Annotated in this window: 8 protein-coding genes and 1 pseudogene; 6 read left to right on the plus strand and 3 right to left on the minus strand. The window is 66.8% G+C overall.

Going from position 1 to position 15,532, the window contains the following annotated elements:
- Window positions 1-7 precede the first annotated feature (7 nt).
- The 4 genes and pseudogenes from ABEA50_RS16670 (at window position 8) to ABEA50_RS16680 (ending at window position 11,706) form a co-directional block, all read left to right on the plus strand.
- On the plus strand, window positions 8-1,006 hold the full coding sequence (locus ABEA50_RS16670; RefSeq protein WP_345496301.1) for an ABC transporter substrate-binding protein: 999 nt from the start codon (window positions 8-10) through the stop codon (window positions 1,004-1,006).
- A gap of 2,139 nt (window positions 1,007-3,145) precedes the next feature.
- Window positions 3,146-6,307, plus strand: a pseudogene (locus tag ABEA50_RS30970) (non-ribosomal peptide synthetase); the annotation flags it as partial.
- 36 nt (window positions 6,308-6,343) lie between these two features.
- Complete coding sequence (locus tag ABEA50_RS30975; RefSeq protein WP_425577655.1) at window positions 6,344-7,138, plus strand: thioesterase domain-containing protein; 795 nt, start codon at window positions 6,344-6,346, stop codon at window positions 7,136-7,138.
- The gene (locus ABEA50_RS16680; protein ID WP_345496304.1) at window positions 7,135-11,706 is read left to right on the plus strand and encodes an amino acid adenylation domain-containing protein; all 4,572 of its coding nucleotides are present in this window, start codon (window positions 7,135-7,137) and stop codon (window positions 11,704-11,706) included. The genes ABEA50_RS30975 and ABEA50_RS16680 overlap by 4 nt, the downstream gene beginning before the upstream one ends.
- Before the next feature lie 211 nt (window positions 11,707-11,917).
- On the opposite strand, the gene ABEA50_RS16685 is transcribed toward ABEA50_RS16680, so the two are convergent.
- Together ABEA50_RS16685 and ABEA50_RS16690 are read right to left on the minus strand one after the other, a co-directional pair.
- Complete coding sequence (locus ABEA50_RS16685) at window positions 11,918-12,433, minus strand: DUF2247 family protein (RefSeq protein WP_345496305.1); 516 nt, start codon at window positions 12,431-12,433, stop codon at window positions 11,918-11,920.
- 100 nt (window positions 12,434-12,533) lie between these two features.
- The gene (locus ABEA50_RS16690; RefSeq protein WP_345496306.1) at window positions 12,534-13,700 is read right to left on the minus strand and encodes an MFS transporter; all 1,167 of its coding nucleotides are present in this window, start codon (window positions 13,698-13,700) and stop codon (window positions 12,534-12,536) included.
- 82 nt (window positions 13,701-13,782) lie between these two features.
- Between ABEA50_RS16690 and ABEA50_RS16695 the strand changes: the two genes are divergently transcribed.
- Window positions 13,783-14,241, plus strand: coding sequence for a winged helix-turn-helix transcriptional regulator (locus ABEA50_RS16695; protein ID WP_345496307.1), 459 nt, complete (start codon window positions 13,783-13,785; stop codon window positions 14,239-14,241).
- 147 nt (window positions 14,242-14,388) lie between these two features.
- On the opposite strand, the gene ABEA50_RS16700 is transcribed toward ABEA50_RS16695, so the two are convergent.
- Complete coding sequence (locus tag ABEA50_RS16700; RefSeq protein ID WP_345496309.1) at window positions 14,389-14,832, minus strand: hypothetical protein; 444 nt, start codon at window positions 14,830-14,832, stop codon at window positions 14,389-14,391.
- A 298-nt stretch (window positions 14,833-15,130) separates the two neighbouring features.
- Between ABEA50_RS16700 and ABEA50_RS16705 the strand changes: the two genes are divergently transcribed.
- Window positions 15,131-15,499 carry a hypothetical protein gene (locus ABEA50_RS16705; protein ID WP_345496310.1) on the plus strand — a complete coding sequence of 123 codons (369 nt, stop codon included), beginning with the start codon at window positions 15,131-15,133 and terminating at the stop codon, window positions 15,497-15,499.
- The last annotated feature ends 33 nt before the right edge of the window (window positions 15,500-15,532 follow it).

Below are 15,532 nucleotides of genomic sequence, written 5' to 3' on the forward strand. Positions count from 1 at the left end.
AAGAGATATGAGAAGGTCTGCTGTCACACGTGCCCGGAGCGGTCCCGGCCGAGTGCTGGTCATCGCCTTGGCGGTCATCGGTCTGGTAGCCGGTTGCGGCACCGGCTCCGGCACCGGTCCCGACGAGGTATCGGGTGAGACGCGAGTCGTCAGCGGAACACTTCTCGGCGACGTCGAGATTCCCGCCGAACCCAAGCGGGTGATCGCGGGGTGGCTGGTCGGCACCCTGCTCGTCGATATCGGCACCACACCGGTCGGCATGTTCGACGACCTGAAGACCAACGCGAGCGCCAGCCAGCAGGAGAAGGTGCGCGATGTGCCGACCGTCGGCGGCGTGGAGACCGAGGTGAATCTCGAGAAGATCGCCGAACTCGACCCCGACCTGATCGTCACCATGTACCGCCCCGGTATGAAGGCTCTCGACCTGAAGGCGTTGCAGGCCATCGCCCCAACGGTCGCGCTAGAGGTGCCCGAGCCCACCGCGGTGTGGGCGGCCTACCCCAAGGTCGCCGAGGTGGTCGGCAAGAGCACCGACGCCGACCAGCGCCTGGCCGACCTGGAGAAGTCCTGGGGCGAGCTCGCCGACACCGAGAAGGACAAGCTCGCCGAGGTCGGGCCCGTCGTGTACGCGGAAGGTTCGGCGCAGGCCAGCAACTTCCAGATCGCGACCAACAAGTCGCTGGTCTACGAGCGGCTCACCAAGTCGGGCTTCACCTACTTCCCCGACGCCGACCCGAACCCGGCCCGCTACCAGCAGCAGATCTCGCTGGAGGATGTCGCGCGCCTCGGCTCGGCGAACGCGGTCTTCTTCGAGGCCGATGCGAACGGCAAGCCCACCCAACGCACCAAGGCACTGCTGGACTCCCCGGTGTTCCAGGCGCTGCCGGCGGTGAAGGCGGGCAACCTCTTCCCGTGGCGCACCCCCTACACCTACACGTTGGAGGCGGCTGGCCTGCAACGCGAGGACATGCGTAACGCGATCACCCGGTTCCACCCCGCACCCTGATACCGCCCGACGGGCAAGCACGCGTCGACACCGAGGGCAACCGAACGGAAGTGGAGAATGACGAACCATCCGCGCGGCGGCTCGCCTGAGCCCCTGACCGAATCAGTAGAGCGGCCAACGGTTCTCGTGGTGCCACTGGCACCAGGCGACGCCCCGGTGTCGACGCACGGCCCGGTGGCACCGTTGCCGGGTATCGAAGACCTGTTGCGTCAGGGCTTCGATGACGCCGCGGCGTTCGACCAGAGCCTCGTGCTGCACCTGCCGACCCCGAACGACGTCGACGAGCAGCGGGTCCGCGCGGCCGTGCAAGCGCTCATCGATCGCCACGACGCACTGCGCCTGCGGGCCACCCACATCGTGGACGAGCTGTGGGACCTCGAGGTGCTCGAAAGCGGCACCGTTGTCGCCGATCTGCGCGGTGTGGTCCCGAGTGCCCGGAATGCGGCGGCAGCCGGTTCGGCCGTCCTCGAGGGTGGTGTGCGGCCGAGAGACTCGAACTCGATCGCAGCCGACTCGGGCCGACTCGACGCGAGCGGCGGCCGGACCACGGTGGGACCCGATGCACACGTCGTCGCTGGTGGCGCAGAGCCGGGCGGCTCGGCCTCGCTCGACGATGACTCGGGCAGACCCGAGTCGAGCGGCGCGTATACCGGCCGCCGCGGCAGTCCTGGGCGCGTTGCGGGGTCCGGGGACGGGTATTCGCACGAAGCGGCCGTCGCCTCGCTCGACCCGCGCACCCGGCTGTCCGCCGCGGACGCGGTGCTCATCACCGCGAATTGGACTGCACCCCGAGGCGATGCCGCCGGCGAATTGACCCTCGCGTTGCACCCCTTCGCCGTCGACGCCACCGCGGCAACCACCCTGCTCGGCGAACTCGCGTGGGCACTGCACGGCGACGGGCGACCCGAGCCGAGCGGCGGCACCGGCACTCCGGGCAGCCTCGCCGACTACGCGCAGTGGGCCGCCGATACCGCGATCGCCCCCGAAGTCGTCGCGCGGCTGCCGCACTGGCAACAAGCACGCCGCACCCGCGCGCACCCGTTCGATACCGCGACCGCCGTCGCAGCGACGCCATCGACAGCGCCATCGACACCGGCGGCGACATCCCAGGACGCCGAAGACGTTGCGACAGAGCGGTTGGCAACACCCCCGAGCTCGCCACCGAAGGACGCCGCACACTCGGCGGCGAAGCACGACGACGCCACACCGACATCCACTGACGGCGAAGCGGTCGCTTCACAACGAACCGACACACCGCGCAACACCACCGCGGCGACAGGGTCGGCGGGTGCCGCGACCCACATGAGCGAATCCGCACAGGCATCAGCCGCCGACGCCGTAGCGATGACGTGCTCGTCAGCGACCGGGACGCCACGGGCCGCGCAAGACATTGCGGCAGAGCCGATAGCACCACCCGCGAGCTCGCCGGTCGACGCCGCACACTCGGCGCAGACCCCCGACCGTGCCGCACCGGTGTCGGCGGCGGGCGCCGTGCGGTCGGTGGTAGGCCTCGAGCTACCGATCGAGGCGGCGGTGACCCAGCTCGGCGCACCCGAGACCTGGTTGCGTGCCGCGGCGCTCGCGGCCACATCGATCGCCGTGGCACGCACGACACCGGTCGCCGGTGTCGAGGACGGGTTGGTGATCGACCTGGCCCGCGACGGTCGATCCGGCCTGCCCACCGAGCCCGACGTCCGGATCGGACGGTTCGAGGTGACCGCGCCGCTGGCACTCACCCCGCACACCGATCCTGCCCTCGCACTCGCCGACGCACGAGAACAGGAACGCAGGGCGCCGATGCACGGTGTCGACTACGCGCTGCTGCGGCATTTGCATCCACAGGCCGCGATTACCTTGGCCGACACCCGCTTCGGCGATGTGTCTCTGTCGGTGTTCGACCACACGGCGCTCGGCTCGGCGCGGGTCGAGCTGCCGTCGCCGCGCACCGGAGCGGCGGTCACGGTGGCAGTCGTCGCCAGGAACGACGAGCGAGGACACCAACTCGACGTACTCCTCACGGCCGCACCGGAGTTCGCGCACGCTTGGGAATCCGCGCTGGGTGAAGTGCTCGAGGTGCTGCGCGATCCGACCACCGGGACGCGGCTGATTCCCGCCGACCTCGAATACCTCGACCTGAGCATGCGCGAGGTCTCGGCGGTGCAGGCCGCCGCGACGTTCCCGCTCGCGGACATCTGGCCCCTGTCACCGCTGCAACAGGGCCTGTACTTCCAATCCGCCTACGCCACCGACACCGCCGACATCTACACCGCGCAGTTCACCCTCGAATTCGATCGTGAACTCGACCTCGACCGGCTACGCACCGCGTTCGCCACCCTGCTGCGCCGCCACCCCGGCCTGCGCGCGGGTTTCCTCGACGCGGGCCTGTCCGATCCGGTGCAGGTCATCGCCTCGACGGTGCCGGTGCCGTTACGCGTGGTCGACCTGACCGGCAGATCCGACGATCAGCGCGCCGATGCGATCGCCGACGTGCTGGCCGAGGACCGCGCGACCGGTTTCGACCTCGCCGCTCCCCCGCTGTGGCGGGTGACGGCGATCCGCACCGAGGGTGCGACGGTCTTGGCGGTCAATCGCCAGTTCCTGCTCTGGGACGGCTGGTCCAACGGTCCGTTCATCGCCGCATTACTGGCCTACTACACCGTGGCACCGCAGGAGGTCGCCGCACACACCGCATTCGCCGACTACCTCGGCTGGGTGCACGGGCAGGACGTCGCGGCGGCCGAAAAGTACTGGCAGACAGCCATGTCCGACCTTGCCGAGCCCTGCCTGGTAAGCCAGGACGCACCATTGAACGTGCCGGTCACCCCGACCGTACGCACGATCTCGCTGTCGGAAGCTGTTACCGCCGCGCTGGAGAATGCGGCGCGCCAGCATTCGGTCACGATCAATACAGTGCTCAATGCCGCGCTAGCGCTGACGATCGCACGCTATCTCGGCCGCACCGACATCGTGTTCGGTAATACCGTCGCCGGTCGTCCGCCGGAGATCGCCGAAATCGACAGCGCCATCGGCATGTTCCTCGGCACTGTCCCCGTCCGCGTCCCCCTGCGCGCGGAGTGGACGCTGGCCGAGGTGTTCGCACGGACCCACGCCGATCGCCTCGACCGCATGGAACACGAATACCTACCGTTGTCGCGGATCACCCAGGCGACCGGCCACCGCCAACTGTTCGACGTGCTGTTCGTGCTCCAGAACTTCATCGACAACGCCAAGCTCGGCGCCGAGCACGGCATCGTCGGCGGCACCAGCCTCGATCACACCCACTACCCGCTGACCGTAGTCGTTACGCCGGGACCCGAACTCACCGTGAAGTTGGAATCACGGCCAGACCTCGTAACCGAGGCCCGCGCGCAGGGCTTCCTCGACGAATTCGTCGGTCTACTCACCCATATCGCCACCGAGGACACCACAGCGACACCCCTGGCAGCCCTGGAGATCGGCGCACTGCGCGGCGAACCGATCCGCGGCATCAGCCATCCGACGGGCACCGCGAGCATCGCCGACATGCTCGCCGAGCAAGCCGCCGCCACCCCCGACGCCGAAGCGCTGATCCTGGGCGAACGTCGGCTCACCTTCGCCGAACTCGATCGCGAGATCAACCGCCTGGCCCGCTTGCTGATCGACGCGGGCGCGGGACCGGAACAGTTCGTGGCACTGGCGATCCCGCGCAGCACCGAAATGGTGATCGCCCTGTTCGCCGTATTGCGAACCGGAGCCGGTTATGTGCCGCTGGAACTCGAGCACCCCGACGACCGACTGCACACCATCCTCGGCAAAGCCGCGCCCGCCGTGCTGCTCACGGTGGAGTCGGCCGCCGATCGTTTCCCCGACCGCGCCGCGCGAACCGTGGTGCTCGACAGCGCGTCGACCCGCGAAACCCTCGCCGCCACCGACGCTTTCGCACTGACCGACGCCGAACTCGGAACCTTCACTCGCGACAACCCCCGCCGGCTCGACTACCCGGCGTATGTCATCTTCACGTCCGGTTCCACCGGCGAGCCGAAGGGCGTGGTCACCCCGTACGCGGGCCTGACCAATATGCAGCACAACCACGAGCGGGAGATCTTCGCTCCCGCACTGGCACTCGCGGACGGTCGACGGTTGCGCATCGCGCACACGGTGTCGTTCGCCTTCGACATGTCGTGGGAGGAACTGCTCTGGCTGGCCTTCGGCCACACCGTCTACGTCTGTGACGAGCAGTTGCGCCGCGATCCCGCCGACCTGGTCGCCTACTGCGACGAGCACAAGATCGACGTCCTCAACGTCACCCCCACCTACGCCGAACACCTCATCGCCGAAGGATTGCTCGAACACGACATCGCGGCGGGCCGACACCGCCCGACACTGGTACTGCTCGGTGGCGAGGCCGTGGGCGATGCGGTGTGGAATCACCTGCGCGACACCGAATCCGTGCTCGGCTACAACCTCTACGGGCCCACCGAGTACACCATCAACACCCTCGGCGGCGGCACCACCGACAGCCCGACCCCCACCGTCGGCAAGCCCATCTTCAATACCGACGCCACCGTCCTGGACAGCTGGCTGCGACCGGTGCCCGAGGGCATGATCGGCGAACTGTATGTGAGCGGAATCGGTTTGGCCCGTGGCTATCTGCACCGCGCCGACCTCACCGCCGAACGCTTCGTCGCCGACCCCGCACACCCCGGACAGCGCATGTATCGCACCGGTGATCTGGTTCGCCGCGACGACGCGGGCAATCTCGAATTCCACGGTCGCAGCGACGACCAGGTGAAGATTCGTGGCTATCGCGTGGAGCCGAGTGAAATCGCCTCGGTCATCGCGGGATTGCCCGGTATCGAGCACGCCGTGGTGATCGCCGACAATCCGAAGACCGGCGACAAGAACTCCGCGCGCCTGCTCGGCTACGTGGTCACCACACCGGAGGCCGCACCCGACACCGCCGAGTCGGTCCGCGGCCTGCTGGCCGATCTGCTGCCGAGTTACATGGTTCCCGCCGCGGTCCTCGCGATCGACTCGGTACCGATGACCGTCAACGGCAAGCTCGACGTCGCCGCACTGCCGAGCGCGCCGAGCACCGAGGTCGCCGGTCGTGGCCCGCGTTCACCGCTGGAAGGCGTGCTGTGCGCCGCGTTCACCGAGGTGCTCGATCGTCCGGTCGGCGCCGAGGACAGCTTCTTCGATCTCGGCGGGCATTCGCTGCTGATCATGACGCTGCGCAGGACCCTGCGTGCGCGTCTCGATCTGGACATCCCGATGGCCGACCTGTTCACCCACCCCACACCCGCCGCGCTCGCCGCGAAGATCGAGCGCGGCGAGTCCGGCGAACAGGCAACACGGATGACCGCGCCGGTACTCACCCTGCGCGCCGGCTCCGGCGGTGATCCGGTGTTCTGCCTGCCGCCGGGGACCGGATTGGGTTGGCAGTACACGCAGGTGACACGATTCGTCCCCGAGTCGTCGTCGGTGCATGCCGTGCAGGCGCCGTTCATCGCCGGAGCGAGCGAGGCGCCCACCGATATTCGCGAACTGGCGCGCCGCTACGCCGAGCTGTTGATCGAGACCGAGCCGAGCGAGGCGTATCGACTCGTCGGCTGGTCGTTCGGCGGCAATGTCGCACTCGCGCTCGCCGCCGAATTGCAGTCGCGTGGAAAGCGAGTGGGCCCGCTCGTGCTCATCGACTCCGCCGCCAAGGTGCCCGAGCAATACCTCGAACGCAATGCCGAAATGACCTCGGCCACCGCCGCGCTGTTGTCCCTCGGCATTCCGGTCGCCCCCGAGGACATGTCCCTGCTCTCGACCCAGGACGCGATCACACGCATCCGAGCAACGGAGAATTTCATGGCCGATTTCGATTCCACGACCATTGAAGCCGTCGTGCACAGCAGCGCGTGGAGCCTGGAAGTCATGCTGGCCGCGCAGTATCCGACGTTCGACGGCGACGTGCTTTTCGTTCGCGCCGTCGCCGATCGGATGCGCGCCGCGGCACTCACCGCCGATGCCGCCGAGCAATGGTCACCATTCATCCAAGGCGACTTCCGCATGATCGAGGTGGACGCCGCGCACGCCGACCTGCTCGACCGTGCCACGGTCGAGCTCTACGGCCACGAGTTGGAACGGGAGCTGGCCCGATGACCGACACCCTCACCACGCCCGCCGACACCGATCGGCTGCCACTGTCGAGCGCACAGAGCTCGTTGTGGTTCGCCCAGCAGCTGCAACCGACCAACCCGATCTTCAATATCGCCACCGCCGTGGAGATCCACGGCGAGCTCGACCTCGACCTATTGCGCCGCGCCGTCGATCGCACACTCGCCGAGGCGAGCTGCCTCGCGATGCGGGTCGAGCCGGGCGCCGAGGCGTTGCAACAACGGCCGGGTGCCGCGCCGCCACCGCTGGGTCGGCTGATCGACCTGTCCGGTGACGCCGACCCGTGGGCGAGCTTCCAGCGGTTGACCTCCGAAGACGTCACCGAGGTGCACGACATCACCACCGGGTCGCCGCTGCGTCACGAGCTGATTCGCCTCAGCGCCGATCGCCACATCTGGTTCCTGCGCACCCACCACGTGCTGATCGACGGATACGGCGTCAACCTGCTGTTCCGCCGCGCCGGAGTCATCTATACGGCACTGGCGAAGGACCGTGAGCCCCGTGCCGGCTTCGCCGATCTGCGTGAACTACTCGACGAGGAACAGCAGTACCTGGACTCGCCGCAGCACTGGACGGACACCGAATTCTGGGCCGAAGAACTGCGCGATGTGGGACCGGCCGCCGTACTGCATCCCGGTGCGCAGCGGCTGGCCCGTCGCGCACGCGTCGGCGAAATCACCCTCGGGGCCGATACTTTCACCGCCTTCAACGAACTCGCCACCGCCACCGACACCAGTTGGGGCACCGTGGCCACCGCGGCGTTCGCCGCCTACCTCGCCCGCAACACCACCCGGCGCCAGATCACCGTGGGGTATCCGGTGATGAACCGCATGGGTTCGGTGGCGGCACGAATTCCGACGATGAACGTCAACCTGCTGCCGCTGGCCCTGCACATCGACCCGACGGCACGACCGCGCGACCTGGTGCGCCAGACCCAGGAGGCGATGGCGAGAATTCAACCGCACCAACGCTTCCGCGGCACGCCTATCGGCAACGGCACCCGACTGGCCAGCGGTTTCAGCGATTACATCGGGCCGGTCGTCAATGTCAAGCCGTTCGGTGACGAGGTGCGCTTCGGGCCGCTGCGCGCGTTCATCCACTCGCTGTGCCGTGGGCCGGTGCAGGATCTGTCGGCGACCATCTCCGCGACCGTCGACGCCGATCTGCGCGTGCAATGCGACGCCGACGCCGACCTCTACGACGCCGAACGCCTCGATGAACACCTGCACGCGATGCGCAGGTTCATGCGCGCCTTCGCCGAACAACCCGATGCGACGGTGCGCACGCTGCCGCTGGCCGACCCCGAGGAAGATAGGCGGCTGCGCGAGGAGTGCAGCGGCGCCGAAGTAGGGCCCGCCGACGACGCGACGCTGGTCGAGATCTTCGAGGCCACCGCGCGTCGAGTTCCCGATGCAACCGCGATCGTGGTGGAAGGACACTCGCTCACCTTCACCGAGCTGGATCGTTGGTCGAACCGATTGGCGCGCACACTGATTCGTCGCGGCGTGCGCCTCGAAGACCGGGTGGCGCTGCACATGGCCAGCAGCACCGCCATGGTCGTCGCCATCATCGCCACTTGGAAGGCGGGTGCGGCCTACGTGCCGGTCGACCCGACCTATCCGGAGGAACGCGTCCGCTACATCCTCGACAATTCCGCTGCGGCCACGGTGCTCACCACCGAGGAAGTGCACGCGACCCGCGACGCCGAACTGTCCGAGAACGCGATCACCGCCGTGGAACGCCACGGTGTGCTGCACGCGGACAACAGCGCCTACGTCATCTACACCTCCGGCTCCACCGGCAAGCCCAAGGGTGTCGTCGTCGCGCATCGCGGGCCACGCAATCTGCTGCGCTCGCACCGGCATTACACGATCGACACCGCCGCCGATCGCGCGCTGCGAGTACTCAATACCTACAGTTTCGCGTTCGATTCCTCGATCGGCCCGCTGATGTGGATGCTCGACGGAAACGAACTGCACGCGCTCGGCCGTGACGCGGTGCTCGACGCGCCGTCGGTGGTGGATTATGTGCGCGCGCAACGGATCGACTACATCGATGCGGTGCCCGTGCTGATGGAACAATATGTTGAGCACGGCTTGCTCGACGCCGACGCGGCGCATCGGCCAGGTCGGCTCGCCGTCGGCGGTGAGGCGGTACCGAACGGGTTTTGGTCGCGACTGCGCGAGCACTCGACGTTGGTCGCGTTCAACCTCTACGGTCCTACCGAAGCGAGCGTCGACTCCGGATTCGCGGTGCTGCGGGACGCGCCGACCCCGACCATCGGTCGACCCACCCACGGCGGCAGGCTCTACGTGCTGGACGCGTTGCTCACCCCGTGTGGCATCGGTCGGCCCGGCGAGCTCTACATCGGTGGGCCTCAGCTGGCGCGCGGTTATCACGAGCGCCACGGACTGACCGCGCAGCGTTTCATCGCCGACCCGCACGGAAACGGCGAAAGGCTGTATCGGACCGGCGATCTGGTGTCCTGGCGTCCGGATGGCCAGCTGGAATTCCTCGGCCGCGCCGACGACCAGGTGAAGATCCGTGGCTACCGAGTCGAGCTCGGCGAGGTGGAAACCGCGGTGACAGCGCATGTTCCGGCCGATCGCGTGGTCGCCGACGTGCGCAGCGGCGCGAACGGCACGCGGCGGTTGACCGCGTACCTCGTCCGTCGCGACACCGAGTGGTCCGACGAGACGCTCGATCGACTGCGCAGCGTGCTGGCGGATGTGTTGCCCGACTACATGATTCCCTCGGCCTTCGTGCCGATCGCGGAGCTGCCGCTCAGCCCCAACGGCAAGGTCGACCGCGCCGCGCTCCCGGAGCCGCACTTCGGCGGCGAGGGTGGCGCCTCGGTCACCGACGAACTGGTTCGTGAGATCTGCGCGGTGTTCACCGAAATCCTCGACCTGCCCGCTGTCGGGCCGGACGATGATTTCTTCGGCCTCGGTGGCGACAGCATCGTCTCGATTCGCCTGTCTTCCCAACTCAAACAGCTCGGTTTGGCGATCACACCACGCGATGTGTTCGAATGCCGCACCCCGGCGACACTCGCCGTACGCGGACGACTCACCGCATCGACGACGACGGCCGACCCCGAAGGCTATGGGGTGGGCGAGATTCCGCTGACCCCGATCCTCTCGCGCGTGCTCGCCCACGGCGGTCGACTGGATCGGTTCTGCCACGCCATGGTGCTCAACGCACCCGAAGGTGTGCAGACCGCGACGCTTACCGCCGCGTCCGTGGCGCTGATTCGGCGCCACGACATGTTGCGCGCGAGCCTGCTCGACAGCACATTGACCGTGGCCGCTCCCGACGAATTCGACAGTGCCGGAATCGTTTCCGAGCATCTGCTCGATGATGCGGGCGCGGAGAGCGTGGTACTCGATCGACTGGCCGACGAGCTCGACCTCGCGACGGCATCGGTGTTGCGAATCGCTTTGCTGCGCTACCGATCCGGTGCGTTGCCGCGAGTCGGGGTGCTCGTGCACCACCTCGCCGTCGACGGTGTCTCCTGGCGGGTGCTGCTCGACGACCTTTCGGCGGCCTACGATCTCGCCGCCGTCGGCTCGGAAGTGAGCCTGCCACCCGTGCCCACCTCCTACCGCAGGTGGGCACAGACCCTGCGAGAACTCGCCGACACCGGCCACTTCGCCGACCAACTCCCGTTCTGGCGCGAAACCGCCGACCGCGATCGCGACCACACCCTCGGCGAACGCGAACTCGACGAGCACACCGACACCACGGCCACCGCGCGAACTCGTTCGGTCGATATCCCCGCCGAGGTGTCTCGACAGCTGCTCACCGAACTCCCGCAACGGTTCAACGCGGGCCCGCAGGACGGTTTGGTCGCCGCGCTGGCCGTCGCCGCGGCACTCACCGCGGGAGTCACCTCGGGATTCGTGTTCGACATCGAGGGCCACGGCCGCGAGGAAACCGTCGCGGAAGGACTCGACCTGTCCAGAACCATCGGCTGGTTCACCAGCTTCTACCCCGTGCGGGTCGATCTCGGCGACATCGACCCCGAGTCGGCCGCCGACGGCGGCCCCGCCGCGGGCGCGGTACTCAAGCTCACCAAGGAACGCCTACGCGCCGCTCCCGACAACGGCATCGGCTACTCGGTCTCCCGCGAACTCGACCCCACCGCCCGCGCAACACTTTCCGACACCGCACGCCCCGAGGTGCTGTTCAACTACCTGGGCCGCATGGGCGCCAACACCGGCGACACCGCCCCCTGGACCCCCGCCGACCCCACCGCACCACTCCAGGTCCGCAAGGACCCGACAATGCCATGCAGCCACGCCGTAGTCATCAACGCGATGACAGTCGCCACCCCCGACGGCCACCGCATCCGCTCCGAATGGTCCTGGCCCGAACCCCTGGTCACCGACGAAACCATCAACAACCTCCACCACAACTGGCTACGCGCCCTAACCGGCCTAGCCACCCACCTAAACGACGACCAAGCAGGCGGCCTAACCCCCTCCGACACCGCCATAACCACCCTCACCCAAGCCGAAATCGACGAATTCGAAGCCGACTGGGACCTCTAAACCCACCCACCCCGAAGATCACCAGGACATCCCGGAGCGGAAACTCGACATCAGCCGCACCTGGGTCCTGGTGATCTTGTGCGCTTTGGTCGTTTACCTCGGCCCGTGGCAGCTGGTGCGAGACAGGTCGGCGTTTCGTGGTTGCGTGCGCAGGTAATGTCGCCCGGTCGAAGTCAGGTATCTTGCGCTACTGACGTCATCGAGGGGGCGTTCAATCGTGTTCGGGTGATTCTGGAAGTATGCGCAGGTAGCGGGACCGGTTGTCGTCCAGGAATTTTTGCCAGCGCTGTGCTAGTCCTGGCATTCCAGGAACACCACCAGGAGGTGGTGGCATGAAGGTTGCGAAGTCGCCCACGTCGTCCGGGTAGCCGAAATCCGCGTAAAGCATGTCAACGGTTTTGAATGGTTCCTCGAATTCGCCGCGGTTCTCGTGCACCCATGCGAGCGCGAGATAAACCCAGACTTTATCGTCATGGTCAGCGATTTTATCCATGATGTCCGGGATTCGATCCAGCTCGTCGGACAGCAGCAGGGAGATGTCCTCGACGGCATCCATGTTGTCCTCCGCGGGAACGACACTCGTCAATGCCAGTGCGACAACATCCTTCGACGTAATCCACTGATGCTCGTAACCGTAACGCAATTCGCTCGGGGTCAGTCGAGCCCACTCGGAGATGAATGACGCCGGGATATTGAACTTCACCGAATCGTTGTCATCGTCGGTCATTTCTTGATCGGTATCCCATTCATAGTGCCGTTGCGAACGAACATCTGGTGAGTCACCTTGTCTCCATCTAGGATCCATTCGAATCGACCAGGCACGCCGTTCAGCTCTCCCCGAAGGGTATTCGTGTATCGGTCGCCCACACCGCCAGCGCGCAGACCGCGAATCCTGCACCGAGGAGGCTCGAGCCCACCCAGCCGTAGGCGGTGAACAGCACCGTGGTGGTGGCTGCGCCGAGGGCGGAGCCGAGCGAGTAGAAGACCATGTAGCTGCCGATGATGCTGCTGAGGTGGTCGGGGAACGAGGCGGTGAGCACATGCTGGTTACTGACGTGCACGACCTGAACCGCGAAGTCGAGCAGCACGATTCCGATAATGAGGATCACCAGCGACGACGCCAGCTGCGCGGTCGCTACCCACGAGCCGATGAGCAGGACGAGCGCGAGGCCCGAAGCCAGACGCGCCCGGCCCGCGTCGGCCCACCGCCCGGCACGTGCCGCGCCGAGCGCGCCCGCGAGCCCGGCCAGACCCAATAGTCCGACCTGGGTTTCGTGCATATGCCACGGAGCGCCCGACAGCGGCAAAGACAACCCGCTCCACAGGGTTCCGAACGAGGCGAACAGGAAGAAAGCGGTGAGCCCGCGCGTCAGGAGAATCCGATGGCTGAAAAGCCCGCCGAGGGCGACGATGGCTTGCTGGTATTCCCCGAGCCGGTTGGGGCTTTCCTCCCGCGGCAATACCGCGACAACGAGGACCGCGAGGCCGAGCAAAAGTACCGCGAGCGTGGCGTAGACAGCCCGCCAGCCCCACAGATCGGCGACCATTCCGGTGACGACCCGCGCGCCGAGTATCCCGACTACCACGCCCGAGGTGACGATCCCGATATTGCGTCCACGTTCGGCGGGCGGCGAGATCGACGCCGCGTAGGCCACGGTGGTCTGCACCACGACCGCGAACCCACCGGCCACCGCGAGACCCACGAACGCCACCCACTGCCTCGGCGCCGCGGCCGTGAGGATCATGCCTACTGCGGTGAGCGCCAGATGCACGGCGATGAGTCGGCGCCTGTCGGCCACCACATCACCCAGCGGCACCAGCAGGATCAGCCCGATCAGATAGCCGAACTGAGCAAGCGAGACGATCCACCCACTGAGACCCGCCGACAGACCGAGATCATCGCCCATCGGCGCCAGAATCGGCTGTGCGGCATAGATAGTCGACACCGCGACGCCGCACACCGTGGCGAGCAGCAGTCGTCGCCACATGTTCATAACAGCCCCAATCAGTAGCAGATTGCAACCGTTTTGACGGTACGGCATAATGGTTTCAATCCGCAACTGATTGAGAGGTGTCATGTCACGCAAAGCCGTGCACGAGCCGAGCCTCGACTGGACCGACCCCGAATGCCCCGCCGCCCGCGCGGTCGACCTGGTCGGCGACCGGTGGAGCCTGCTCGTGATCCGCGATGCGATGGACGGAGTGCGCTCGTTCACCGAGTTTCAGCGGCGCACCGGCATCGCCCGCAACATCCTCACCGACCGCCTCCACAAGCTCACCGCGCACGGCCTACTGACCCAGCGCACCGCCGCGTCCGGCCGCCGCCAGGAGTACATCCTCACCGACGCGGGCCGCGATCTCTTCCCCATCATCGTCACCCTCCGCCAATGGGGAGAACGCCACACCTTCACCAAGAACGAGCCCCACTCCACCCTGGTAGACGAGCACGGCACCCGCATCCCAGAACTGGTGCCGACCAGCGCCGACGGCACCGTCCTCGACGCCGACAACACCCACGTGCGCAAAGCTCGATAGGGACCCCGTCGCCCAGCCTGCGAGTGCCTGCCCCGGACACGCCGGATATCGGTCGATCTCCAACGCGACGACTCCGGGCCACTGCACTCGGCAGAGGCAGCATCCACACCGGCCGGACCTACGCCCCCGCAGCGGGACGTCGAAGCATCATCCGCGCTCAGCACCTTCGGGCCAAACACGCTCAACCGGTACACCTTTGGCCCGCGCCTGCGCGACAACCGCACCGGTCCCGGCTCGCACACTGTCCATCCCGTCCCACACCGCGATCAACCGATCACAGGAACTGAGCACGGCGTCGTTGGCCGCCTCGTACGCCTCGGCCCCGGTGGTGTCGAAGTCCATCACCCGCACTTCGGCGCGGCGCAGGAATTCGTCGAATTGCTCGGCGTGATCAGGCTTCACCTTCCGCTCACGGTAATCCCGCGAGGGCAACACCACCTCCAGCCGCCCGCCGAGATCCAACACCGCCCGCGCGAACACCGAATCGGCACCGCGCGCAATGCAGCTGACGCCAACCAGATCCGTTTCCGCTGAAAGAATCTGAGATATCTCCTGGTACACGAGCCTAGCCGTGTCTTGAGTGATGTTCATGTGGCCAGTGACACCGATGCGCATCTATACAGCATCTCTGGCCATAACCAGCGGTCGCAACCGGTCTCGCAACTCGGCGACGGCAGCGACATTTCGCAGCCGGTCGGTGCGCTTGAATACGCTCCTGGCTTTGACTCGTACCCGGTCCGATGCCGTCCGCTCCGCCATCGTCAATGCCTGATGCCCGACGCGGCACGCCTCTTCAATCTCACCTTCGATAAGTCGTGCCTCCGCTAACCCCAGTTGGTCGAGGACTGAACTACGAAACCGGTCAGGACTACGAAGCTCCAGCGCCCTTGTGATCTCCGCTGCTGCTTCACCCGCGACTTCACCAATCCGGCAATGTGATCGGCCTCTACCCGAGGGAGAAGCAGGGATGAAAGCCATCGGAGTCATCAATGTAGGTCGCAGCACCGACTGGCCAGGCGACGAACGGATCATCCGCGACCACGCTGCCGCCTGCGGGCATGAACTGGTGGGCATCCTCGAATTCGGCGAGGCAACTTTCATGCCGACCACGCTGGTCGTGTACACCGCGTTCACGCGCGGGGCGCAGGTGATCATCACACCGACGCTCGACCACATCGGTGCTGCGGCGCAGGCGATCTCACAAGTGCGAACGGTGGAAACACCGACACAAACACTGTCGTGTATCGACGCGAGGTGATGGTCACCGGCACCTCAGCGCGGGATCAAGGGC

Source organism: Nocardia callitridis, from assembly GCF_039543305.1.
GTDB lineage: Bacteria > Actinomycetota > Actinomycetes > Mycobacteriales > Mycobacteriaceae > Nocardia > Nocardia callitridis.

Bases quoted from the DNA above. Each gene is read 5' to 3' on its own strand.
- ABEA50_RS16670 (WP_345496301.1), top strand. From the start codon at position 8: ATGAGAAGGTCTGCTGTCACACGTGCCCGGAGCGGTCCCGGCCGAGTG.
- ABEA50_RS30975 (WP_425577655.1), top strand. From the start codon at position 6,344: ATGACCGCGCCGGTACTCACCCTGCGCGCCGGCTCCGGCGGTGATCCG.
- ABEA50_RS16680 (WP_345496304.1), top strand. From the start codon at position 7,135: ATGACCGACACCCTCACCACGCCCGCCGACACCGATCGGCTGCCACTG.
- ABEA50_RS16685 (WP_345496305.1), bottom strand. From the start codon at position 12,433: ATGACCGACGATGACAACGATTCGGTGAAGTTCAATATCCCGGCGTCA.
- ABEA50_RS16690 (WP_345496306.1), bottom strand. From the start codon at position 13,700: ATGAACATGTGGCGACGACTGCTGCTCGCCACGGTGTGCGGCGTCGCG.
- ABEA50_RS16695 (WP_345496307.1), top strand. From the start codon at position 13,783: ATGTCACGCAAAGCCGTGCACGAGCCGAGCCTCGACTGGACCGACCCC.
- ABEA50_RS16700 (WP_345496309.1), bottom strand. From the start codon at position 14,832: ATGAACATCACTCAAGACACGGCTAGGCTCGTGTACCAGGAGATATCT.